At 60.4% G+C, this 22,694-nt stretch carries 25 protein-coding genes; 22 read left to right on the forward strand and 3 right to left on the reverse strand.

Going from position 1 to position 22,694, the window contains the following annotated elements; translation table 11 throughout:
* Positions 1 to 13: 13 nt before the first annotated feature.
* From Q1J43_RS03785 to Q1J43_RS03885, 22 genes are all read left to right on the forward strand, one after another.
* Positions 14 to 436: a biopolymer transporter ExbD gene (locus Q1J43_RS03785; RefSeq protein WP_301101017.1), complete on the forward strand. Its 423-nt coding sequence runs from the start codon at positions 14 to 16 to the stop codon at positions 434 to 436.
* 47 nt (positions 437 to 483) lie between these two features.
* A complete protein-coding gene (locus tag Q1J43_RS03790) occupies positions 484 to 3,003 on the forward strand; it encodes a TonB-dependent receptor (RefSeq protein WP_301101018.1) in 2,520 nt (839 codons plus the stop codon).
* Between the two features lie 13 nt (positions 3,004 to 3,016).
* Positions 3,017 to 3,553 carry a TlpA disulfide reductase family protein gene (locus Q1J43_RS03795; protein ID WP_301101019.1) on the forward strand — a complete coding sequence of 179 codons (537 nt, stop codon included), beginning with the start codon at positions 3,017 to 3,019 and terminating at the stop codon, positions 3,551 to 3,553.
* 45 nt (positions 3,554 to 3,598) lie between these two features.
* A complete protein-coding gene (locus tag Q1J43_RS03800) occupies positions 3,599 to 4,534 on the forward strand; it encodes a DUF1684 domain-containing protein (RefSeq protein ID WP_301101020.1) in 936 nt (311 codons plus the stop codon).
* Positions 4,535 to 4,592: 58 nt separating this feature from the next.
* On the forward strand, positions 4,593 to 5,210 hold the full coding sequence (locus Q1J43_RS03805) for a sulfatase-like hydrolase/transferase (protein WP_301101021.1): 618 nt from the start codon (positions 4,593 to 4,595) through the stop codon (positions 5,208 to 5,210).
* Positions 5,211 to 5,224: 14 nt separating this feature from the next.
* Positions 5,225 to 5,749, forward strand: coding sequence for a rhodanese-like domain-containing protein (locus Q1J43_RS03810; protein ID WP_301101022.1), 525 nt, complete (start codon positions 5,225 to 5,227; stop codon positions 5,747 to 5,749).
* Positions 5,750 to 5,764: 15 nt separating this feature from the next.
* Positions 5,765 to 6,742 carry a cysteine synthase A gene (cysK, locus tag Q1J43_RS03815; RefSeq protein ID WP_301101023.1) on the forward strand — a complete coding sequence of 326 codons (978 nt, stop codon included), beginning with the start codon at positions 5,765 to 5,767 and terminating at the stop codon, positions 6,740 to 6,742.
* Complete coding sequence (epsC, locus tag Q1J43_RS03820) at positions 6,739 to 7,704, forward strand: serine O-acetyltransferase EpsC (protein WP_301101024.1); 966 nt, start codon at positions 6,739 to 6,741, stop codon at positions 7,702 to 7,704. The genes cysK and epsC overlap by 4 nt, the downstream gene beginning before the upstream one ends.
* Positions 7,701 to 7,940, forward strand: coding sequence for a helix-turn-helix transcriptional regulator (locus Q1J43_RS03825; protein WP_301101025.1), 240 nt, complete (start codon positions 7,701 to 7,703; stop codon positions 7,938 to 7,940). Before epsC ends, Q1J43_RS03825 begins: the two co-directional genes overlap by 4 nt.
* 96 nt (positions 7,941 to 8,036) lie before the next feature.
* Complete coding sequence (locus tag Q1J43_RS03830; protein WP_301101026.1) at positions 8,037 to 8,963, forward strand: family 2A encapsulin nanocompartment shell protein; 927 nt, start codon at positions 8,037 to 8,039, stop codon at positions 8,961 to 8,963.
* Complete coding sequence (locus Q1J43_RS15860; RefSeq protein ID WP_366141835.1) at positions 8,938 to 9,954, forward strand: aminotransferase class V-fold PLP-dependent enzyme; 1,017 nt, start codon at positions 8,938 to 8,940, stop codon at positions 9,952 to 9,954. Before Q1J43_RS03830 ends, Q1J43_RS15860 begins: the two co-directional genes overlap by 26 nt.
* Positions 9,872 to 10,345, forward strand: coding sequence for an aminotransferase class V-fold PLP-dependent enzyme (locus Q1J43_RS15865; RefSeq protein ID WP_366141836.1), 474 nt, complete (start codon positions 9,872 to 9,874; stop codon positions 10,343 to 10,345). The genes Q1J43_RS15860 and Q1J43_RS15865 overlap by 83 nt, the downstream gene beginning before the upstream one ends.
* A gap of 35 nt (positions 10,346 to 10,380) precedes the next feature.
* A complete protein-coding gene (locus Q1J43_RS03840) occupies positions 10,381 to 10,782 on the forward strand; it encodes a hypothetical protein (RefSeq protein ID WP_301101027.1) in 402 nt (133 codons plus the stop codon).
* Between the two features lie 98 nt (positions 10,783 to 10,880).
* On the forward strand, positions 10,881 to 11,888 hold the full coding sequence (locus Q1J43_RS03845; protein WP_301101028.1) for a sulfate ABC transporter substrate-binding protein: 1,008 nt from the start codon (positions 10,881 to 10,883) through the stop codon (positions 11,886 to 11,888).
* Between the two features lie 76 nt (positions 11,889 to 11,964).
* Positions 11,965 to 12,858 carry a sulfate ABC transporter permease subunit CysT gene (gene cysT, locus Q1J43_RS03850; protein WP_301101029.1) on the forward strand — a complete coding sequence of 298 codons (894 nt, stop codon included), beginning with the start codon at positions 11,965 to 11,967 and terminating at the stop codon, positions 12,856 to 12,858.
* Between the two features lie 2 nt (positions 12,859 to 12,860).
* Positions 12,861 to 13,787, forward strand: coding sequence for a sulfate ABC transporter permease subunit CysW (cysW, locus tag Q1J43_RS03855; RefSeq protein WP_301101030.1), 927 nt, complete (start codon positions 12,861 to 12,863; stop codon positions 13,785 to 13,787).
* Positions 13,784 to 14,881, forward strand: coding sequence for a sulfate ABC transporter ATP-binding protein (locus Q1J43_RS03860; RefSeq protein ID WP_301101031.1), 1,098 nt, complete (start codon positions 13,784 to 13,786; stop codon positions 14,879 to 14,881). The genes cysW and Q1J43_RS03860 overlap by 4 nt, the downstream gene beginning before the upstream one ends.
* 11 nt (positions 14,882 to 14,892) lie before the next feature.
* The gene (locus Q1J43_RS03865) at positions 14,893 to 15,834 is read left to right on the forward strand and encodes a CysB family HTH-type transcriptional regulator (protein WP_301101033.1); all 942 of its coding nucleotides are present in this window, start codon (positions 14,893 to 14,895) and stop codon (positions 15,832 to 15,834) included.
* A gap of 145 nt (positions 15,835 to 15,979) precedes the next feature.
* A complete protein-coding gene (locus Q1J43_RS03870; RefSeq protein ID WP_301101041.1) occupies positions 15,980 to 17,143 on the forward strand; it encodes a cytochrome D1 domain-containing protein in 1,164 nt (387 codons plus the stop codon).
* Positions 17,143 to 18,141: an Lrp/AsnC family transcriptional regulator gene (locus Q1J43_RS03875; RefSeq protein WP_301101034.1), complete on the forward strand. Its 999-nt coding sequence runs from the start codon at positions 17,143 to 17,145 to the stop codon at positions 18,139 to 18,141. Before Q1J43_RS03870 ends, Q1J43_RS03875 begins: the two co-directional genes overlap by 1 nt.
* Positions 18,134 to 18,622 (forward strand): AsnC family transcriptional regulator, encoded by a 489-nt coding sequence (locus tag Q1J43_RS03880; protein ID WP_301101035.1) that lies wholly within the window; start codon positions 18,134 to 18,136, stop codon positions 18,620 to 18,622. The genes Q1J43_RS03875 and Q1J43_RS03880 overlap by 8 nt, the downstream gene beginning before the upstream one ends.
* Positions 18,619 to 19,113 carry an AsnC family transcriptional regulator gene (locus tag Q1J43_RS03885; protein WP_301101037.1) on the forward strand — a complete coding sequence of 165 codons (495 nt, stop codon included), beginning with the start codon at positions 18,619 to 18,621 and terminating at the stop codon, positions 19,111 to 19,113. Before Q1J43_RS03880 ends, Q1J43_RS03885 begins: the two co-directional genes overlap by 4 nt.
* A 38-nt stretch (positions 19,114 to 19,151) precedes the next feature.
* Here the strand turns inward: Q1J43_RS03885 and Q1J43_RS03890 are convergent, their stop codons facing one another.
* The 3 genes from Q1J43_RS03890 to Q1J43_RS03900 all read right to left on the reverse strand — a co-directional run bounded on the left by Q1J43_RS03890 (position 19,152) and on the right by Q1J43_RS03900 (position 22,561).
* Positions 19,152 to 20,495 carry a GntP family permease gene (locus Q1J43_RS03890; RefSeq protein WP_301101038.1) on the reverse strand — a complete coding sequence of 448 codons (1,344 nt, stop codon included), beginning with the start codon at positions 20,493 to 20,495 and terminating at the stop codon, positions 19,152 to 19,154.
* Positions 20,496 to 20,537: 42 nt separating this feature from the next.
* A complete protein-coding gene (locus Q1J43_RS03895) occupies positions 20,538 to 21,683 on the reverse strand; it encodes a glycerate kinase (RefSeq protein WP_301101039.1) in 1,146 nt (381 codons plus the stop codon).
* Between the two features lie 146 nt (positions 21,684 to 21,829).
* Positions 21,830 to 22,561, reverse strand: coding sequence for a hypothetical protein (locus tag Q1J43_RS03900; RefSeq protein WP_301101040.1), 732 nt, complete (start codon positions 22,559 to 22,561; stop codon positions 21,830 to 21,832).
* Between the last annotated feature and the right edge of the window lie 133 nt (positions 22,562 to 22,694).

A 22,694-nucleotide genomic window follows, 5' to 3' on the forward strand; every position in this document is an offset into this window, starting at 1 on the left:
GTTATTCATGGGGATGAATTCTGGAAACGGCAGCGCTTCAGCCGACCTGGAGGTGATGTCGGAGATCAACACCACGCCGTTGATCGACGTCATGCTGGTGCTGCTGATCATGCTGATCATCACCATTCCGATCCAGCTGCACTCGGTCAACCTCAACATGCCGGCCGGCAATCCACCGCCGCCGCTCGTCAAGCCCGAGGTGGTGAAGATCGATATCGACGCGGACGGCACCATTCGCTGGAACAGCGAGGCCGTAACGCAGGCGGCCGCTTTCGAAGCCAGATTGCAGGCCGCCGCGCTCCAGCCGGTACAGCCGGAACTTCATGTCCGCCCGGATAAACGGGTCAGCTACAGGACGGTTGCCTATGTCATGGCCACCGTGCAACGACTGGGGCTGACTAAGATCGGGCTGGCTGGCGGCGAGCAGTTCATCTGACCCAAATTTCGCAATGTTTTTCTTTTACCAATCGATCTGGAGAAATAATGAAACAGCGCATCAAGCGTACGAAGACGCCCTACGGCGTCGGGGAAAAAAGACAGTTAAGTAGTGGCCGGGCGAGCATCGCTGCCGCCATTTTCCTGCTCGCTTCCGGTCAGATTCAGGCGGCGGACAACGTGGAACCCGTGCAGACCCTGGATCAGATCGTTGTGCACGCCCGCGACCGGGCCGAAAAGTTGCAGGACGTGCCGATCCCGGTGTCGGCGATCACCGGCAAAACGCTCGAAAACAACAACGCGGTGGCCTTTCAGGACTTCGCCAAGCTGGCGCCCAATTTGCAGGCACACGTGCCCAATGCCCGCCAGACCAGCATTTCCATCCGCGGCGTCGGCAAGAACACCGCCAACGATGCGCTGGAACCGAGCGTCGGCGTCATCATCGACGGCGTTCCCAGCGCCTTCATCAGCCAGTCGTGGGGCAACTTCCCCGATCTCGATCACGTCGAGGTCTTGCGCGGCCCGCAAGGAACGCTGCTTGGCAAGAACACGACGCTCGGCGTGGTCAATATTGTGACCAAGGCGCCAAGCTTCAGCCCCGAGTCGTCGTTCGAACTGTCGGCCGGCGAACGCCACACACAGGGCCTCAAGGCGAGCGTCGGCGGCTCCGTCCAGGATGGCGTCCTGGCCTATCGCGCCTCGGCTTTTGTCGAACGGCAGGACGGGCCGTTCAACGACATTGCCCCGCAGCAAGCCAACGCAACATTCGGCGAAAGAAACCGCGAGGGCGGACGGCTGCAATTCCTGCTCTTGCCCAGCGCCGATCTATCGGTGCGCATCAGCGCCGACCGGCAGCAATCGGCGGAACTGATCGCCTTTACCGACCCACCGCTGTTCGGTGACCCGGCCTTCTTTCCCAATGGCACATCGCGCACGGCGGGCACGGCCCTGACTTACACCTCACGGCTGGCACGCCCGTGGTTCGGCGGCTACAAGCCGCTGGTGGACAACTGGGACACGGTCGACAACAGCGGCTCGCGGCCGACGCGCAGTGCCTCCAACGGCCTGTCGGCAGAGGTGAACTGGAACGTCGACGACCTGACCTTCACCTCGATCTCCGCCTATCGCGATTCGCTGTTCGACGCCAACAATGCGAACTGGTCGCGTTTCGACATCACCCAGTTTGGCGCGCTGATCAACCAGAAACAGCTCTCGCAGGAATTTCGCGTCAGCTCGAGTATCGGCAAGGACATCGACTACACCGCCGGCGTCTACCTGCTCAAGTCCGAAGTTGACGCGCTGGATCGTTTCCGTTTCGGCGCCGATGCCGGCGCCTTCTATGCCACCGCTGCCAGCTACAACAGCCTGAACACATCGGCAGTCGGCCGGCAGTTGCTGCAGGATTCCTTGCGCGGCCTGTACACCAACCGGCCGGCCCAGCCGAACACCAACAGCGTTGCCGAGTTCGGTCAACTGAACTGGCATGCCACGGATAAGGCGACGCTGACCATCGGCCTGCGCCGCACGCATGAAAATAAGGAAAACAGCTACAACAATTTCATCGCCAACGATTCGGCATTCACCGCCAATCTGGCAGCGACTACCCTGGATGGGGCCGGCAACGGTATCGCTGGCGTATACAACGGCGCCACGGCGGCGCAAATCGCTGCGGCCAGGGCAGTACGTCAGACGCAACTGTCGGGGCAGGGTGCGGTTGCCGGGAAGAAAATCGACGCCACCTCCTACGCCTGGCTGATCAATCCAAGCTACAAGCTGAACCAGGATACCCTGCTGTACACCTCGCTCGGCTACGGCGAAAAATCCGGTTCGGTGCAGTTCAACACGACGACCCTGGCACCGCAGAACGTTGATCCGGAAAAGGCGCTCGATTTCGAACTGGGCTTCAAATCCAGTTTGCCCGATCACCGGCTGGTTCTAAACGGCAATTTCTACGAAACCCACATCAAGGGTTACCAGCAGAACCTGACGGTAGTCGATGCCACCACCGCCACCGGCTTTCGCACCTATCTGGGCAACGTCGAGGGGGTGACCTTGCGTGGCGTCGAACTGGAAGGCTCCTTCGCATTGCTGAAAAATCTGGCGGTGAATTTCAGTGGCGCCTATAACCGGGCCTTCTACTCCAGCTTCAGCAATGCGCCTTGTGCCTCGGACATCTCGGGGCAGCCGAGCGGACAGCAGCAGTGCGACTACACCGGGAAGCAACTCCCCTTCGCGCCGAAGCTTAGCGCCAGCCTCGGCTTCGACTACCGGACACCGATCACCGGCGGCTACCTGCTGCATGCCTTTGGCAACACGACCTACCACGGGAGAACCAACTACAACGCCGGCTTGGCAGAGCTTGGCTGGCTCAATGCCTACAGCATCGTCGATGCCGGTATCGGCCTCCAGACCAGCGACGGCAAATTGGAACTGGCCCTGGTCGGCAAGAACCTGGCCGACCAGCATTACGTCACTAATATCGGCACTTACAGCAATCAGGCGGCGATCACGGCAACGCCCGGCGACCGGCGCTATATCGGCGTAGTGCTGCGTGCCAAGCAGTTCTGACCAAGGAACGAGGATGCGCGACTCCAGTACGCAATCCCTCTGCCGCCGCTTCCTGCCGCTGGGCATGGTAGGTCTTCTGCTGGCGCTGCCGGTGCGCGCCGAGCCGGCAGCGGCGTTTCTCGAAACACCGCTGCCCGGCATCGACAAGCAAACGCACCGCCTTGACGACTGGCGCGGCAAGCTGCGTGTGGTCAATTTCTGGGCGACCTGGTGCCAGCCCTGCCGCAGTGAAATTCCCGTCCTGCGCGGAGCTCACCGGGAATGGCGCAGGCAAGGCGTCAAGATCATTGGCGTTGCGCTGGACAACGCCGATGACGTGCGCGAGTTCGCCCGGCAGGCCGGCATCGCCTATCCGCTGTTGCTGGCGGAGGAACAGGGGCCGGCCCTGATGCAGGACAGCGGCAACCGTTCCGGCGCTTTGCCCTTCACCCTGCTGGTCGATGCCCAGGGCAGGATCTTGCAACGCCATGCCGGGCCAATTGATGAGCGCCGGCTCAAGCAATGGCTGCAGGAGGCGACAGGCAAAAAGAAACCGGCCGCACCGGTTTGACCGGTCCGGCAATTCAGGCATTTATCCACGAAGAAGGAGCTACACATGCCGTTACGAAAACTCATCATCCCGCTCGCGCTGACCTTGGCCAGCGTCTCCAGCAGCCACGCCGGCACAGCGGACAGCAGCTACAAATCGGCACTGGAGCAATGGCGGCAGGACTCCGAGCAGCGCCTGCGCGCCCCGTATGGTGTCCTGTCGATTGTCGGCCTCTTCTGGCTGCATGACGGCAACAATCGCATCGGTTCGCATCCGGCCAGCGAAGTGCCCTTGCCGCCGGATGTCGCGCCGGCACGCCTCGGCGTCGTCAAGGTCGAAGGCGGTACGACGAGTCTGGAAGTGAGCGCAGACGCGCCCGTCTCGGTCAATGGTGCGCGGGTTAAAACTGCGCTTCTGGCCAATGATGGCAAGAGCACCAAAGCGGCCGTCGAGATCGGCCGCCTGAAGCTCTCGCTGATCAACAGCGAGCAGGGACAGGCGATCCAGGTGAGTGACCCGAACAGTGCCCTGCGCCGCGATTTCGCCGGGCAACAGTGGTTTCCGGTCGACGAAGACTGGCGAGTGCCCGGCCACTATGTCGCCTACCCGCAGGCGAAGATCATTCCCTACGATAGCGCTGTCGGCGGCACACGCAGCGCACCCAGTCCGGGCTATGTGACCTTCGTCCGCGACGGGCACGAGTATTCGCTGGATGTGCTGGAAGAAAACGCCGAAGGCCGGGTCGCCTTTTTCTTCGATGCCACCACCGGCAAGACCACCTACGCGGGCGGGCGCGTCGTACCCATCGAAAAGGGCGAAGACGACGGGGTGACGCTCGACTTCAACAAGGCGTTCAACCGACCTTGCGCAGTCTCACCCTTCACCGTTTGCCGCATTGCTCCGGAACAGAACCGCTTGAAGGTGCTGGAGGTTCGGGCCGGCGAAAAGAAGCCCTTGATCAAGGTGCAGCGGGTGGCAAGTGCGCCGGATTACATCAAGTGATAGCCGGCGTCGCGCAGCAGTTCTGGACGGGTGGCGTCGCCGTTTTTCGGGAGGAACGATGGAACTGCTGAGAACATGGAAGACCTTGCTTGCCGGTGCGGTCGCTTGCCTGGGCATGGTCAGCGCCAGCGCACTGGAGGTGCTGCCCAAACCGCCGGCCGCATTCAAGGGCAAAGTCGATGTCTTGCGCGACAAGTCGGTACCGGACTGGCCGGAAGAAGCGAAGGCCCGCCCCGGCGCACCCAACGTCGTGCTGGTCCTGCTCGACGATGTCGGTTTTTCGGCGTCGACCACCTTTGGTGGCGTTGCACAGACGCCGACCCTGGAAAAGCTGGCGGCCGATGGCCTCAAGTACAATGCCTTCCACGTCACGGCGCTTTGTTCGCCGAGTCGTGCGGCCTTGCTCACCGGCCGTAACCACCACCAAGTCGGTCATGGCGTGGTGGCCGATTCGGCCGCCGGCTATCCGGGTTACAACTCGGTGTGGAACAAGGACACCGTGTCCGTCGCCGAAGTGCTGCGTCAGAACGGTTATTCGACGGCCGCCTTCGGCAAGTGGCATAACACGCCGGTCTGGGAAATTAGCCCGGTCGGGCCTTTCGATCGTTGGCCGACCAGTAAATTGCCGTCACACCATCCGGTCGGCAGCTACAAGGCGGCCGGTTCCTGCCACTGAAAAAGGAGGTTCAAATGCCAAGTGCGCTTATCGATCGCCATGTCCAGGCGGTTCCTTTGCCGACCGCCCCTGCAAAATCTGCGGCGACCGGCGGCAACGAACTGGCGATTCTTGCCAGCGCCCGCCAGCGTGCCGAACAGATCCAACTGCCCTATGCCGGCAGTATCGCTCCCGCTGAAGCGTGGGCACTTTTCGCGCAAGGTGAAGCGCGTCTGGTCGATGTGCGCAGCGCCGAGGAGCTCAAATTCGTCGGCCGCGTTCCCGACAGCCTTCATGTCGCGTGGATGAGCGGCATCTCGCTGTCGCGCAATCCGCGCTTCACGAAGGAACTGGAATCGAAGGTGAGCAAGGACGAAGTCATTGTGCTGCTCTGCCGCAGCGGCAAGCGCTCCGCAGCCGCCGCCGAAGCGGCGACCAAAGCAGGTTTTCTCCACGTGTTCAACATTCTCGAAGGGTTCGAGGGCGATCTTGACGAGCAGCAGCGTCGCGGCGCCTTCAACGGTTGGCGCTATGCCGCACTGCCCTGGGTGCAGGATTAATCGAAAGGAAGCAGCATGTCAAAATGGTTTGCAGACAACGCGAAATCAATCGGCAATACGCCGCTCGTTCGCCTCAATCGTGTGACCGATGGCGCCGACGCCACGGTGCTGGCCAAGATCGAGGGGCGCAATCCGGCCTACTCGGTGAAATGCCGGATTGGTGCGGCGATGATCGACGATGCCGAACGCAGGGGTCTCCTTGGTCCCGGCAAGGAACTGGTCGAGCCGACCAGTGGCAATACCGGTATCGCGCTGGCCTTTGTTGCTGCAGCGCGCGGTATTCCGCTGACGCTGACGATGCCCGAAACGATGAGTGTCGAGCGGCGCAAACTCCTCGCGGCCTACGGCGCCACACTGGTTCTGACCGAAGGCGCCAAGGGGATGAGCGGCGCCATCGCCAAGGCCGAGGAAATCGCCGCCTCCGATCCGGGCAAGTACGTGCTGCTGCAGCAGTTCAAGAATCCGGCCAATCCGGCCATTCACGAAGCGACTACCGGCCCGGAAATATGGGAAGCAACCGACGGTGCAATCGATATCTTCGTCTCCGGTGTCGGCACCGGCGGCACGATCACCGGCGTCTCCCGTTACGTCAAGCAGACGCGCGGCAAGCCGATCCAGTCGATTGCCGTCGAACCCAGCGCTAGCCCGGTGCTGACGCAGACACGGGCCGGCGAGCCGCTCAAGCCGGGGCCGCACAAAATACAGGGCATCGGCGCTGGCTTTGTGCCGCAGATCCTCGATCTTGGCCTGGTCGATGCGGTCGAGCAGGTGACGAATGAGGATGCGGTGCTTTACGCTCGCCGGCTGGCCAGAGAGGAGGGCATCATCTCTGGCATTTCCAGCGGCGCCGCCGTCGCGGTGGCGGTGCGCGTCGCGCAACAGCCGGAGAACAAGGGGAAAACGATCGTCGTCATCCTGCCGGATTCCGGCGAGCGCTACCTGAGTTCGATCCTCTTCGAGGGTCTTTTCAACGAGGCCGGGTTGCCGGCATGAGACACGCTGCAGCCGATTCGTCACTGGCTTATGAACAAGTCGGGGGCTGGGGCGTCAAGGAAATCGTTGCGCAGTTGCACACCGCACGCGATCACTGGCGGGCGGCGCGGCAGCGCAGCCGCGAGTTCGCTGTCCGCGAATTTCCATCACGCGAGGCCCTGAAGGAAATCGCCGAGTCTCTCTGCGGTGTGCTCTTCCCGATGCGTCTTGGTCCGCCCGATCTGCATCAGGAAGGTGAGGATTTTTACGTCGGCCATACGCTCGACAAGTCCCTGAATGCCTTGTTCCAGCAGGTCCAGCTCGAGCTCGGCTACAACCGGCGTTTGCACTGCAAGGAAAAGGAAGGCGTCGAGGCGGATGCCGCCGCGATTGTCAAGAATTTTGCCCGCCGCTTGCCGGCCTTGCGCAATCTGCTTGACGCCGACGTTGAGGCGGCCTATCTGGGTGATCCGGCGGCACGCAGTGTCGACGAAGTCCTGCTTTGCTATCCGGGCATCCTGGCCGTGATTTATTACCGTCTGGCCCATGCCCTGTTCGTACAGGGCGTGCCGCTGGTTGCACGCATCATTTCAGAAATCGCGCACTCGAGTACCGGCATCGATATCCACCCGGGCGCGCAGATTGGCCCCGGATTCTTCATAGACCACGGGACGGGGGTTGTGATTGGAGAAACCACCATCATTGGCCAGCGCGTTCGCCTTTACCAGGCCGTCACGCTTGGTGCAAAACGCTTTACGCAAGATGAAGGCGGTGCGCTGGAGAAAGGGGCGCCGCGCCATCCAATTCTGGAGGATGAAGTCGTTGTCTATGCCGGCGCCACCATTCTCGGGCGGATTACCATCGGTCGTGGCTCAAGCATCGGTGGCAACGTCTGGCTGACCCGAAGCATCCCCCCGGGGAGCCATGTTTCGCAGGCCAGCTTGCAGCATGAACCGGGTGGTGCTGGAAAGATCAGCCAATGAACCAATTGATCGACAACTTCGGTTCTGCCGTCCGCCACTTTCGCAAATCCCACGGCTGGTCGCAGGAATTGCTGGCGGAAAAGGCCGATCTCAACCGCTCCTATCTCGGCGAACTTGAGCGAGGGCATGTGATTCCATCCCTGGCGACCGCAGCCAAGCTGGCCTCGGCTTTTGAAGTTCAACTGTCCGGATTGCTGGCTCATTGCGAAAAGCAGCCAGCCAGAGATGTCGGTTGATGGCTATAGCATGTTGAAGCACAGGCGCCGACTTTCGACAATGACCGTCCATTATTTCTTATAAGCATTTTAATTTTTGATCTAAGGAGAGCACTGATGGCACAACACCCCGAAGCGACCGCCCTTGGCGATGCCGCCGCACGGCAATTAGCCAATGCGACCAAAACCACCGCACAGCTATCAACGATCAGCCCGCGCTGGCTGGTTCACCTGCTGCAATGGCTGCCGGTCGAGGCCGGTATTTACCGGCTCAACCAGGTCAAGAATCCGCGTGACGTGCGTGTTGCCTGCTCGCAACGCGACGAGTCGGAACTGCCGCAGACCTTTGTCGATTACGACGAGCAACCACGCGAGTATTTCCTGAATGCCGTCAGCACCATTCTCGACGTCCACACCCGCATCTCCGACCTGTACAGCAGCCCGCATGACCAGATCAAGGAGCAACTGCGCTTGACCATCGAAACGATCAAGGAGCGTCAAGAGGCAGAGCTGATCAATAACCCGGATTACGGGCTGCTGGCCAATGTTGCCGATGAGCAGCGCGTCTCGACGCTGACCGGCGCCCCGACCCCGGACGATCTTGACGACCTGCTGACCCGGGTCTGGAAGGAGCCTGCTTTTTTCCTGGCCCACCCACTGGCGATTGCGGCCTTTGGTCGCGAATGCACCCGCCGTGGCGTTCCGCCGCCAACCGTTTCGCTGTTCGGCGCCCAATTCCTGACCTGGCGTGGCGTCCCGCTGGTGCCGTCGGATAAGCTTCCGGTCGACGGTGGCAAGACCAAGATTCTGCTGCTGCGCGTTGGCGAGAAGCGTCAGGGCGTCGTCGGCCTGTTCCAGCCAGGGCTTGCCGGCGAACAGAGTCCGGGCCTGTCGGTACGCTTCATGGGTATCAATCGCAACGCCATCGCGTCATACCTGATTTCGCTGTATTGCTCACTGGCCGTTCTGGTGCCGGATGCGCTGGCAGTCCTCGAAGATGTGGAGATCGGCAAGTACCATGACTATTCCGACACCTACAAGTAATGGCGTCGAGGGACTGGGCGGCGCGCCGCTGCAAGGTCTGCCTGACGAAGCGACGCTTGGGCGGCTGGCATCCGAGTTCTTCCGCCGGTTGCCGGGTTCGCTCGATTCTTCCCTGGGTGCGTCGGTGCCAGAACTGGCTAGCGCTACGCCGTCCGCTCCGGAAAACCGCGTTGTCGCGCAGGCTTTCGGCCTGCCTGGTGAAGGCGAGCTAAAGTCCTTGCTGGCTGAAATAGCGTCCGATCGCCAACCGGTCGAATCCCTCGGCCAGCCGTCAACTACGGGAAATTTTTATTTTCTGGACGCGGCTCGCATTCCGACAGCCGGACTGACGGCCCGCCCACCCTTCGATGTGGCCGCCATCCGGCGCGACTTCCCGATTTTGCAGGAACGCGTCAACGGCCGTCCACTGGTGTGGTTCGACAACGCCGCAACGACGCAGAAGCCGCAGGCCGTTATCGACCGTCTCGCTTATTTTTACGCCCACGAGAATTCGAACATTCACCGTGCGGCGCATGAACTGGCGGCGCGCGCGACCGATGCCTACGAATCGGCGCGCAACAAGGTGGCGCATTTCATCGGCGCCGGTTCGGCCGATGAAGTGATCTTCGTTCGCGGCGCGACGGAAGCAATCAACCTCGTGGCCAAAACGTGGGGGTTCCAGAACATCGTGGCCGGCGACGAGATCGTCGTTTCGTTGCTCGAACATCACGCCAACATCGTGCCGTGGCAGCAACTGGCAGCCGAGAAGGGTGCCAGGATCCGCGTCATCCCGGTTGACGACAGCGGACAAATCCTGCTTGGCGAGTACCAGAAGCTGCTCAACGACAGGACGAAGCTGGTGGCGATCACGCAGGTTTCCAACGCGCTCGGCACGGTGACCGATGCCGCCGTGGCAGGGCGGCGGCAACATGATTGCCGACGTCACCTTCGAGCGCACGTTATACCAGCCGGCACCGAACAAGTTCGAGGCCGGTACCGGCAACATCGCTGATGCGGTGGGGCTGGGCGCAGCGCTGGATTATGTCGAGCGCATCGGCCTGGAGAACATCGCGCGCTACGAGCACGATTTGCTGGCCTATGCGACGCGCGGCCTGGCGTCGATTTCCGGCGTGCGCCTGATCGGTACGGCGGACGACAAGGCCAGTGTGGCGTCTTTCGTGCTCAACGGCCATACGACCGAGGAGGTCGGCAAGGCGCTCAATCAGGAAGGCATTGCCGTGCGTTCGGGGCATCACTGCGCGCAGCCGATCCTGCGCCGCTTTGGCGTCGAGGCCACGGTACGTCCGTCGTTGGCGTTCTACAACACCTGCGAAGAGGTCGACCTGCTGGTGTCGGTGGTGCAGCGCTTGGCATGGAGCACAGGACGGAAGGCGGCCGGATAACAAACAACTGCCCGGAAGTTGTTCAGGAAACGTCCATGACAAAACGGGTATCTGCAGAGAGCGCCATGCTTGCCGCCAGCGCCGGAAAAAGCGCTGCGCCGTCACCGGCAAGCACGCTACCGACTCTACAGCGCAATGCCCTGCGCAAGATTTTTGATCGGCCCGAGTTCACGCCCGAGGAAGTTGCCCAGCTCGGTTTACGTCGTCTCAGGCTGGCGGAGTGTATCGGCGAGAAGGGGATGAAAACGATCATCGAATGGCTGGCTGGGCACGGCTGTGAGTTGGCGCCTGAAAACATTCACGTTCGCCGTGTCAGCCGCAATAGCGAGATGCACCTCCGGGGCCTTGCCCGCGCGCTGCGCCTGCTACGGGGGTACGGCTATGAAATCAGTGCGCCGGAGTCGGTGGAGGCTCAGGGCAAGGGCCGTTCAACCTGATTGAGCGTTGAAGCATAAGCAAATAAGGAAAGATTCGTTCGCATCGGGCAACGACTTCCCTAGACTCCGTTCTACGCCATCACTCAGGAGTCATCATCATGAAATTCAAAGCACTTACCATCGCCCTTGCGGCTGCTGCGCTGTTCGGCGGCAACGCATTAGCCGCCGACGTCAAGCTGCTCAACGTGTCCTATGACCCGACGCGCGAGTTGTACCAAGAGTACAACGGCGCCTTCGCCAAGTACTGGAAGGCGAAAAGCGGCGACGTCGTGACCATCAACCAGTCGCATGGCGGCTCCGGCAAACAGGCAAGGGCAGTCATCGACGGCCTCGATGCCGATGTCGTGACACTGGCCCTGGCCTACGACGTAGACGCGCTGACCACGAAGAACCTGATTCCGGCCGACTGGCAGAAACGTCTGCCACAGAACGCCTCGCCCTACACGTCGACCATCGTTTTCCTCGTGCGCAAGGGTAATCCCAAGCAGATCAAGGACTGGAACGATCTGATCAAGCCCGGCATCGCCGTCATCACGCCGAACCCCAAGACTTCCGGCGGCGCACGCTGGAATTATCTGGCGGCCTGGGCCTACGCGCTCAAGCAGCCCGGCGGTAACGAGGAGAAGGCCAAGGAATTTGTCGGCAATATTTTCAAGAACGTCAAAGTGCTCGATTCCGGCGCGCGCGGTTCAACCACGACCTTCACCGAACGCGGTATCGGTGATGTGTTGCTGGCTTGGGAAAACGAAGCCTACCTGGCCGTGAAGGAACTCGGTCCGGAAAAATTCGATATTGTCACGCCGTCGCTTTCGATTCTTGCCGAGCCTCCCGTTTCGCTGGTCGACAAGGTGGTCGATAAGAAAGGAACGCGCAAGGTGGCCACCGCCTACCTCGAGCACCTCTACTCGCCCGAAGGGCAGGAGATCGCCGCGAAGAACTACTACCGCCCGCGTGACGCCAAGATCGCGGCCAAGTACGCCAAACAGTTCGCCAAGGTCAACCTGATCACCATCGATGAGGTCTTCGGTGGCTGGGACAAGGCGCAGAAGACCCATTTCGCCGACGGTGGCTCCTTCGATCAGATTTATGAGCCGGGTCGCAAGTAGAACAACTGATTCGTTTTACATCTATCCCGGCCGTCATAAACTCGCCGCATTCGCACACCAAGCAAGGCTGCCCAAAATGACAACAATTACCCTGCCGCTTCAGGCAGCATATCAGCCGATACGCGCGCCGCGCAGAGCCTTCTTTTTTCGCAAGCACAGTGTCCTGCCGGGATTTTCACTGGCTCTTGGCTACTCGGTGATCTATCTCGCCCTGATTGTTCTGATCCCGCTTGCCGCTGTTTTTCTGAAATCGTCCTCGCTTGGCTGGGAGGGCGTCTGGCGCGTGGTCACCCACCCGCGCGTGCTCGCCTCGTTCAAACTGAGTTTCGGTGCATCGTTGATCGCGGCAGCCATCAATGTGGTTTTCGGCCTGATCTTCGCTTGGGTGCTGGTGCGCTATCGTTTTCCCGGCAAGCGCCTGATTGATGCGCTGATCGACCTGCCGTTCGCTCTGCCGACGGCCGTTGCCGGCATCGCACTGGCTACCCTGTACGCCAACAACGGCTGGATCGGCAGCGTGCTTGCCTCACTGGGCATCGAAGTCGCCTATACGCCGGTGGGCGTGCTTGTCGCACTAGTCTTCATCGGGCTGCCCTTCGTCGTGCGTACCGTACAGCCCGTGCTTGAGGATCTCGAAGCCGAGGTCGAAGAAGCCGCCGCTTGCCTGGGCGCCAATCGCTGGCAGACTTTCTTGCATGTCATCCTACCTTACCTCACGCCAGCCCTGTTGACCGGTTTCGCGCTGGCTTTCGCGCGCGCCGTCGGCGAATACGGTTCGGTCATCTTCATCGCCGGCAACATGCCGATGGTATCGGAAATCACGCCGCTGATGATCATTACCAAACTTGAGCAGTACGACTATGCCGGCGCCACCGCCATTGCCGCAGTCATGCTGTTCTTCTCCTTCATCCTTCTCCTGCTGGTCAACGTGCTGCAGGCGTGGACCCAGCGCAGTCACGAAAGGATCTGATCATGGCCGCAGCGACGACAAGCGTGATTTGCGCGATTTCCAACATCTTCTTTTCGACTCCCGATGCGAGCAGGCGGCGTCCTGCCACGAGCGAAGCTTTCTGGGTGCGTGCCGTGCTGATTGCGCTGGCACTTGCCTTTTTTGGCCTCTTTCTGCTGATGCCGCTTGCCGCCGTATTCGCCGAGGCGTTCAAAAAGGGCTGGTCGGCCTACGCCGCTGGCGTCGTCGATGCCGACGCGCTGTCTGCGATCAAGCTGACGCTGCTGGTGGCGGCGATTGCCGTACCGCTCAACCTCGTGTTCGGCGTCGCTGCGGCCTGGGCCATCGCCAAGTTCGAGTTTCGCGGTAAGCAGTTCCTGATCACGCTGATCGACCTGCCGTTCTCGGTGTCGCCGGTTATTTCCGGCCTGATCTACGTACTGCTTTTTGGCGCACAGGGCTGGTTCGGAGCGGTGCTCGAGGCGCACGACATCAGGATTCTTTTCGCCGTGCCGGGCATTGTTCTGGCCACCGTTTTCGTGACCTTCCCCTTCGTCGCGCGCGAGCTGATCCCGCTTATGCAGGCGCAGGGGACCGACGAGGAAGAGGCCGCCGTCGTTCTCGGCGCCAGCGGCTGGACGACCTTTCGTCAGGTGACGCTGCCCAACATCAAGTGGGGCCTGCTGTACGGGGTGATTCTCTGCAATGCACGGGCGATGGGCGAGTTTGGCGCGGTATCGGTGGTTTCCGGCCACATCCGCGGCAGAACCAACACCATGCCGTTGCAGGTCGAGATTCTTTATAACGAATACAACTTTGTCGCCGCCTTCGCGGTGGCCACCCTGCTCGCCCTGTTAGCGCTGCTAACGCTGGGCGTGAAGAGCCTGATCGAATGGCACGCTGCCGACGGCGGGCAACAGAATGCGTTTATTGAAAGAGGCGAAAAATGAGTATCTCGGTTAGCAACATCAACAAGCGCTTCGGCAGTTTCACCGCGCTCAACGACGTGACACTGGAGTTCCCCTCGGGCCACTTGGTCGCCCTGCTCGGGCCGTCGGGCTGTGGCAAGACAACTTTGCTGCGCATCATCGCCGGGCTCGAAAAGGCCGACAGCGGCGAGGTTTTCCTCGAAGGCGTCAATGCCTCCAAGCTGCACGTGCGCGAGCGCGAGGTCGGCTTCGTCTTCCAGCATTACGCCCTATTTCGCCACATGACAGTGTTCGACAACGTGGCTTTCGGGCTGCGCGTAAAGCATCGCGATCTGCGTTTGAGCGATGCCAAAATCCGGCGCAAGGTGCAGGATCTGCTGCAACTCGTCCAGCTCGACTGGTTGGCTGACCGTTATCCGGCGCAGCTCTCCGGCGGGCAGCGGCAGCGCATCGCGCTGGCTCGCGCGCTTGCCGTCGAACCCCGCGTGCTGCTGCTCGACGAGCCGTTCGGTGCACTCGATGCCAAGGTGCGCAAGGAACTGCGCCGCTGGCTGCGCCAGTTGCACGACGAACTGCACATCACCAGCATTTTCGTCACGCACGATCAGGAAGAAGCGCTCGAAGTGGCCGACCGCGTGGTGCTGATGGATCACGGCAAGGTCGAGCAGATCGGCACGCCGGACGAAGTTTACGACCATCCGGCATCGCCCTTTGTTTATGGTTTCCTTGGCTCGGTGAATCTCTTTCACGGCCGGGTCGACGGACAGGAGCTGCGCGTCGGCGATCATGCACTGCAACTGGAAGCACACGATCTGGCGCACGATGCCTCGGCCATCGGCTACGTCCGCCCACACGAAGTGCAATTGCTGGTGGACGACGGCGAAGTGCAGGATGGCTTGCCTGCGCATGTACTGCGTATCGTCAGTTCAGGCGCGTTGGCTACCGTCGAGCTGACGCGTGACGATGGCGAACACGTTGAAGTCACGGTCTTCCGCGATTATCTGCGCCAGCTTGGTGTGCAGGAAGGCGACCGCGTGCGGCTGAAGCCGCAGCGCATCCGCGTGTTTCCGGCCGAATCTGCAAAATTGGCGACGCCGCAACTGGCAGCAGCATAGGAGAAGAAAAGATGAACTTCCAGCAACTGCGCATCGTCCGCGAGACGGTACGCCAGGATTTCAACCTGACCGAGGTGGCCAATGCGCTCTACACCTCGCAGCCGGGCGTCAGCAAGCACATCAAAGATCTGGAGGACGAGCTTGGTATCGAAATTTTCGTACGACGCGGCAAGCGCCTGATCGGCCTGACCGAGCCGGGCAAGGAACTGGTACAGGTGGTCGACAGGATTCTGGTCGACACCCATAACCTGCGCCGCATTGCCGACCAGTTCGCCAGTCGCGAAACCGGACATTTCGTCGTCGCCACGACACATACCCAGGCACGCTATGCGCTGCCAAAAATCATCAAATGGTTCAAATCGGACTATCCGAAGGTTCACCTCGCGCTGCATCAGGGCAGTCCGAAGGAAATTGCCGACATGCTAATTTCTGGTGCTGCCGACGTTGGCATTGCCACCGAGGGCCTTGACGAATCGCTGGAGTTGGCGACGTTTCCGTTCTACAACTGGCAGCACGCGATTATTGTGCGGCGCGACCACCCGCTGCTGCAAGCATCGGGAGCGTTGACGCTCGAAGCGCTCAGCGAGTACCCAATCATCACCTACCATGAGGGCTTCACCGGCCGGGCGCATGTCGACAAAGCCTTTGCCGATGCGGGGATTGTTCCGGACATCGTGCTTTCGGCCATTGATGCGGATGTGATCAAAACCTACGTCGAGCTGGACCTCGGCATTGGCATCGTTGCCTCAATGGCCTACGATCCGGAAAAGGACAGGGATCTCGCACTGATGCCGGCCCCCGGCCTGTTTCCGCCGAATACCACGCGTCTTGCTGTTCGCCGCGGCACCTATCTGCGCAGCTATGCTTCCGCTTTTATCGAGAAAGTGTGCCCCGATGTCGGTGAAGATGCCGTAAGAATCGCGCTGCAGAAACCAAATAGCGCGGAGGCATAGCTGCTTCGACTGTTTGTGATATTGGCATTTACGCTATTACCCTGGTTTTACCGGACAGCATCCAGAATTCCTTTGACCTAAACTAAAGCATTCCCATAAGGGATAGCGCATGATTCCCGTGTTACGGGAATGCTGGGGAATGGCGATGCTTAAGTTTTTTGTTTTGAGTCTGTTGTTTGTCGTGGGGGGCTGTGCGGCGCCATCGTTGCGCGGAACCGGCGACCTTGGGCTGGTCATTGAACGGGCCAGCGGCCATCTGAGCCTGGTCGATACCAGCGCGCGCGCGCCCTATGCGCGAATTTCCGGAGTGGGCGACATTTCGCATGCTTCCGTCGTTTTTTCACGCGACGCACGCTATGCCTTTGTTTTTGGCCGTGATGGCGGCCTGACCAAGGTTGATCTGCTGGAAGGACGCATCGTCAACCGTGTGATGCAGTCAGGTAACGCCATTGGTGGTTCGATCTCGCAGGACGGCCGCATTGTCGTTGCACAAAATTACACTCCCGGGGGCATCAAGGCTTTCGACGCGCAAACGCTCGAACTGCTCTCGGAAGTGCCGGCTGAATATGCGCCAGGGCAGTTCTCCAAGGTGGTGGGCCTGGCCGACCTGTCAGGCAACCGTTTTGCCTACGCCCTGTTCGAAGGCGGGGAAATCTGGATCAGCGATTTTTCCGACCCGAGAAAACCCAGAACCCAGCGCTTTCCGGCAGGAGCCCAGCCCTACGATGGACTGGTGACGCCCGATGGCCGCTATTATCTGGCCGGCCTGTTCGGTGAGGACGGGATCGCGCTGCTCGATACCTGGCGGACGGAAGAGGGCGCCCGCAAGATTCTCAATGGCTACGGGCGCGGCGAGGAAAAACTCCCGGTATTCAAGATGCCGCATCTGCGCGGTTGGTCAATGGCGCAGGGCAAAGCCTATTTGCCGGCCATCGGGCGGCACGAAGTCCTGGTGGTCGATGCCAGCACCTGGCAGGAAGTCGGCCGCATCAAGGTCAGGGGGCAACCGGTGTTCGTCATGGCCAGGCCGGATGGGCGGCAGGTCTGGGTCAATTACGCCTTCCCCGATAATTCGTGGGTTGAAGTCATAGATACACTCAGCGGGCAGCTTGTAAAAACCTTCGAACCGGGGAAAGCCATTCTGCACATGGAATTCACACCGCGTGGCGAACACGTCTGGCTCTCAGCACGCGACGACAACAAAGTGCTGATTTACAATACGGCAACGTTTGCCAAAATCGGAGAATTTGCCGCACAGTCGCCCAGTGGCATATTCTTTACCAGTCGCGCCGGCCGGATGGGGTTCTGATGCCAATGCTCGAAAACACCGCTGATACTTCACTGCACTTCCAACTGCTGAATGATTTTCAGCGCAACTTTCCCTTGTGCTCGGCGCCCTTTGCTGAGCTCGCTGCCCGGCTTGGCGTTGCCGAAAGCGTTGTCCTGCGCATGCTTGAGCAACTGCGGCGTGAGGGCAAGATCGCGCGTGTCGGTGCAGTCTTCGCGCCCAAGCGCATTGGCGCCAGCACGCTGGCGGCAATGGCCGTCCCCCCGGAAAAATTGGGCGTCGTAGCCGATGCGGTTAACCGCTTCCCTGAGGTCAATCACAACTACGAACGCGAGCACCACTACAACCTGTGGTTCGTCGTCACCGCCGGTTCCGAGGGGCGCCTGCAGGCAGCGCTCGGCGCCATCGCGCGGGCCGCCGGTTATCCGATTTTGCCGCTGCCGCTGATCAGGGAATACCACATCGACCTCGGTTTTCCCCTCGACGGCAAGGATGACAAGTTATCGAACACCTCGGTGCGCGCCGCAAGCTTCTCGCCGCCGACGGTGCTTGACGAGATCGAGCGCCGCCTGGTGATGGCCTTGCAGGAAGGCTTGCCGCTCTTCATCCGGCCCTTCTCCGTGCTTGCCAGTCGGGTCGGTTGCGACGAAAGCGAGGTTCTTGAGCGTATTCGTCGCTGGTGCGCCGAGGGCGTCATCAAGCGTTTTGGCGTTGTCGTTCGCCATCATGAATTGGGCTACGGCGCCAATGCCATGCTGGTGCACGCTATTCCAGATGAGGATGTTGCCCGGCTTGGCGAACTGCTCGCCCGCGAACCGGGAATTACGCTGTGTTACCAGCGGCCAAGCGTGTTGCCGAACTGGCCGTACAACCTGTTCTGCATGATCCATGGACAGGTGCGCGAGGAGGTGCAGGCGAAAATCGCCGAACTGCGGCAGCGGCTGACGCTGACGGACTATGCTCACGACATTCTGTTTTCGCTGACCCGCTTCAAGCAGAACGGCGCCCGTTATGCCTGAGGCGGCGCACAGTCCGCCACTTGACGCGATCGATCGGGCCATCATTGACCACCTGCAAGGTGACTTTCCCCTCTGCGCAGCGCCCTACGCCGAAGCCGCCAGCGCCCTGGGCATCGATGAAAACGAGTTGCTGACACGCTTGCAGCGACTGCTTGATGCGCGGGTGCTGACTCGTTTTGGTCCGATGTTTCAGATCGAGCGCATGGGCGGCGCCTTTGTTCTTGCCGCAATGCGCGTGCCTGATGAAAACTGGACGTCCGTGGTGGCTACCGTCAATGCCTTGCCCGAGGTTGCGCACAACTACCAGCGTGAAAGCGGGAAAGGCTGCGATTTCAATATGTGGTTCGTGCTGGCCACCGAGACAACGGACGGGATTGCTGCGGCGCTGGAAAAAATCGAGGCAGCGACGGGCCTGCCCGTTTACCCTTTTCCGAAACTCAGGGAATACTTCGTTGAAATGAAGTTGCAGGTCCGCACATGAACGCGGAAAAAGCGTCGTCCGATGCGCTTGACCGTCGCCTGGTCGCGGCGACGCAGGGTGGATTGCCGTTGCATTCGCACCCCTACCAGATACTTGGCGAGCAACTCGGTATTTCTGCCGAAGAGGTCATCCGGCGTCTGCAACGCATGCTGGACAGTGGCGTGATACGGCGCATCGGGGCGGTGCCCAACCACTATGCCATTGGCTACACAGCTAACGGCATGAGTGTGTGGGACGTTCCCGATGCGCGCATTGACCAACTCGGTGAACGCATCGGCGCGCTGGACTTCGTCACTCATTGTTATCACCGCCCACGCCAGCTCCCGGACTGGCCGTATAACCTGTTCGCCATGACACACGGCAGTTCGCGCCAGGAAGTGCTGGACAAAGTAGAACAAATTGCGGCGCTGCTCGGCGCCGACTGCCGTTCCTACGATGTTCTGTTCTCGACCCGAATACTCAAAAAGACGGGTTTGCGGATCAGCGCTTAGGTGGATGCGGGGCCGGTCCTTGCCCGGCCCCATCGCGACTACAACAGGATGATTTTCAGTACATAAACTACCGCAATGCCGACAACACCCTGAATTAGTGTGCCCAAGGTCTGGCACTTGTAGGCGATGTCAACTTTCAGCCCGGAGAATTGCGAAACGACCCAGAAGTAGGAGTCGTTGGCATGCGAGACAATCATCGAACCGCAACCTACTGCCATGGTGGCCAGCACGGCGCCCATCGGGCTTGCCAGTCCGAGTGAGCCAAGCAGCGGATAGACAATCGCCGAGGTGGTGATCAGGGAAACCGTTGATGACCCCTGCGCGGTTTTCAATGCTGCGGCGATGACGAAGGGAAGGAAAATGCCGAGGTTGAAAACAGCCAGGCTCGAACCCAGATAGTCGGCGATTTTGCTCGCCGCGAGCAGCGCGCCGAGCGAACCGCCGGCGGCAGTGATCATGATGATGGCAGCGGAATCCCTGAGGCCATCGCCGACCCAGCCGGACAACACTTCTTCGTTGAGTTTTGGCACCAGTGAAAAGCAGAACAAAACGCCAAGCAACAAGGAAATCATCGGCTCGCCGACAAAATCGATGGCAATTTTCAGCGTGCCATTTCCGAATGGAAGTCCGGGAAAATTGGCTACCGATTTCAACGCGATGAGAACGATGGGCAGAACCAGCGGTGTAAATGCGGCAAATGCGCTGGGCAGGGTTTTGAATTTTTCCAGCAACTCCTCGTAGCTCACCGAGGTCTCCGCCAGAACCTCGTACTGGCTGGCAAATTTGATTGCCCAAAGGTATCCGGCATAGGCCACCGGAATCGCCACAATGAGGCCGACCGCAATCACCATGCCGAGGTCGGCATGCAGGTTGTTGGCCGCCGCGATCGGGCCGGGCGTCGGTGGGACCAGAGTGTGCGTGGCATACAAACCGGTCGACAGCGCGGTGGCCATGACCGCCATGGAGACGCCGGATTTTTTCGACAGCGATTTGTTCAAGGCCGACAGGATGACAAATCCGGAATCGCAAAATACGGGAATGGAGGTGATATAGCCGATGATGCTCATGGCCAGCGCCGGACGCTTGGGGCCAACCAGTTTCAGCACAGTTTCGGCCATGGTCAACGCGGCGCCGGTTTTCTCGAGAAAGACGCCGATGATGGTGCCGGCGATGATGACGATGCCGATTCTTTCAGCAGTACCGCCGAAACCCTTCATGATGGTCTTGGTGACCTCGACCGGATTCATCCCTGCGGCGATGCCGACAAAAAAAGATGCTGCCAGCAAAGATAGAAAAGCGTGTACCTTGAACCTGGAGATGAGCACGACAATCATCACAATGGCTATCACCAGAATAACGAGTAGCATCGGACCTTGTACCATGACTTGTTCCTCCTGAAAGTTTCCTGCCTTTGAAAAAATCGGTTACCGGTCCAGCCGGGCCGCCCTGATGATCTGGCACAGGCGCGCCGCGCCCGACTCAATCAGCGCTTCTCCCGAGCTCATGCATTCGTCCAGCGTCATCGGCCGGTCACAAATGCTCATGAGTGCATCGATGCCTTGCGCGAGCACATCATTCGCGCCTTTGCCCAGCCCGCCGGACAGGCAGAAGACCGGTACCCCGAACTGTCGGGCGACCCTCGCCACCCCTACCGGCGCCTTGCCGAACGCGGTCTGAAAGTCGGTACGGCCTTCGCCGGTCATGACGAAGCTGGCTTCTCTGACAATCCCGGCAAAACCAACAGCATCAAGAACGATGTCGACCCCCGGCTTGAGTTTTGCCGAGGTGAAAAATAGCAGTCCGGCCCCCAGCCCGCCGGCAGCTCCCGCTCCCGCCTGCCAAGCCACCTGGCGTCCAGTTGCTTCCTGTGCGCAGATGGCAAAATGCGCCAGCGCCGAGTCGAGTTCAGCGACCATTTGCGGCGTCGCTCCTTTTTGCGGGCCAAAAATAGTCGAGGCGCCACGCGGGCCGCAAAGCGGGTTGTCCACGTCGCAGGCGACGGTGATTTGTGTTTCCAGCAGCCGGGGATCAAGGCCAGTCGTGTCGATGCGCCATAGTCTGGCCAGTGCCGCTCCGCCTTCGGGCAGTGAGTTACCTTCGGCGTCAGTGAAGCGGACACCAAGGGCGCGGGCCATTCCCATGCCAGCGTCGTTAGTCGCGCTGCCGCCAATGCCTATGATGATCCTGCGCAGTCCGGCGTCGAGCGCTGCACAAATCAGCTCTCCTGTCCCGAGGGTCGTCGTTATCTGCGGATTTCTCCGGCCGATAGGCACTAGCGGTAGGCCCGAGGCGGCCGCCATCTCGATAACTGCGGTCTGGCCATCGCCAAGGATGCCCCACTGCGCCGAGATTATTTCGCCCAAGGGGCCGGTGACCGGGCTGTGTCGAAACTGTCCGCCGGTCGCGCTGACCAGGGCTTCGACCGTTCCTTCGCCGCCGTCGGCGATCGGAAGCTGGCGCACTTCGGCATCCGGAAAGACCTGCAGGATCCCGCGTGTCATGGCCTGGGCAACGCCCAGCGCTGACACACTGCCCTTGTATGAATCAGGCGCTACGACAATACGCAACACAACCCCCCCGATCTAAATTCTTGCGCGGCGATCGGGGATACTAACGAATGGGCTAGGATTCGGCAACCCGTTTGGCGATATGCGCCAACGCCTTCATCTGGAGGCCAGAAACCATCGGGCCTCGGGGCAAGAGAATTGCGTTTGATTTAGAACCTCGACGACCAGATGGCGCCCACGCTAGCATCACGGCTGCCGGCGACATTCATCACGTCCTGGCGGGCGCTCAGTTGTAGGCTGAGCGACTGGTTCTTCTTTAACGGGGTGTCATAGGCCATCTTGAAGTCCCTCTCGTGGCCGGTGGGGACAAGGCTGGTCATCTCGGTCGAATAAAGCGCTACTCCGGCATCGTCGATGCCGGTCGTGATCACGCCGACTTTCCCGGAAACGATGCGCAGCGGCTGTTTCACCGAGATTGCCAGGGTGTCGTCCTTGGTGATGAGATGTTTTGACAGGAAGGTCATGCCGTAGGATCGGGACTGAATGTCCGTCGTTCCGGCCAACAGGCCGCCACCGCTAGCGGCCTTGGTGAACCCGAAACCGGCTTCGGCCAGCAGGCTGTTGTAGGCATTGAACGAATACCCCAGGGACAGACCTAGGCTGGTGGTGTGGTTGGCACCCAGGCTCAGCACTGAGTTTTCCTGGTAGCTGGCGCCCAGGATGCCACTCTTTTCACTGAGCTGACCCACCGATACGCCTCCGGTCCATGACTCATTGAGTTTGTGCGTCACACCAAGCAGCATATTAGACGCCGTTGATGAATTGACTGCCTGGCCAAGAGCCGGGTTGCCGGCATAGAAACTGGTCGGGGTCTGACTCAAGGCAACAGCGACCCGGGTATCCTGTCCGTACTTCATTCCGTACGCTAGGTGGTAACTCATAGAGGTAAGCCCCCGGCTCTGCCGGGGGACTCACCAAGGTTTGACCTTTACGACGGTCTGCGTGAATTTCTGATCTCTGCCAAGAGAAAGGAGATTCACAATGAAAGAGTACCAGAGCCTGAGCCATACGAGA

This window comes from Propionivibrio sp., from assembly GCF_029255185.1.
Taxonomy (GTDB): domain Bacteria; phylum Pseudomonadota; class Gammaproteobacteria; order Burkholderiales; family Rhodocyclaceae; genus Propionivibrio.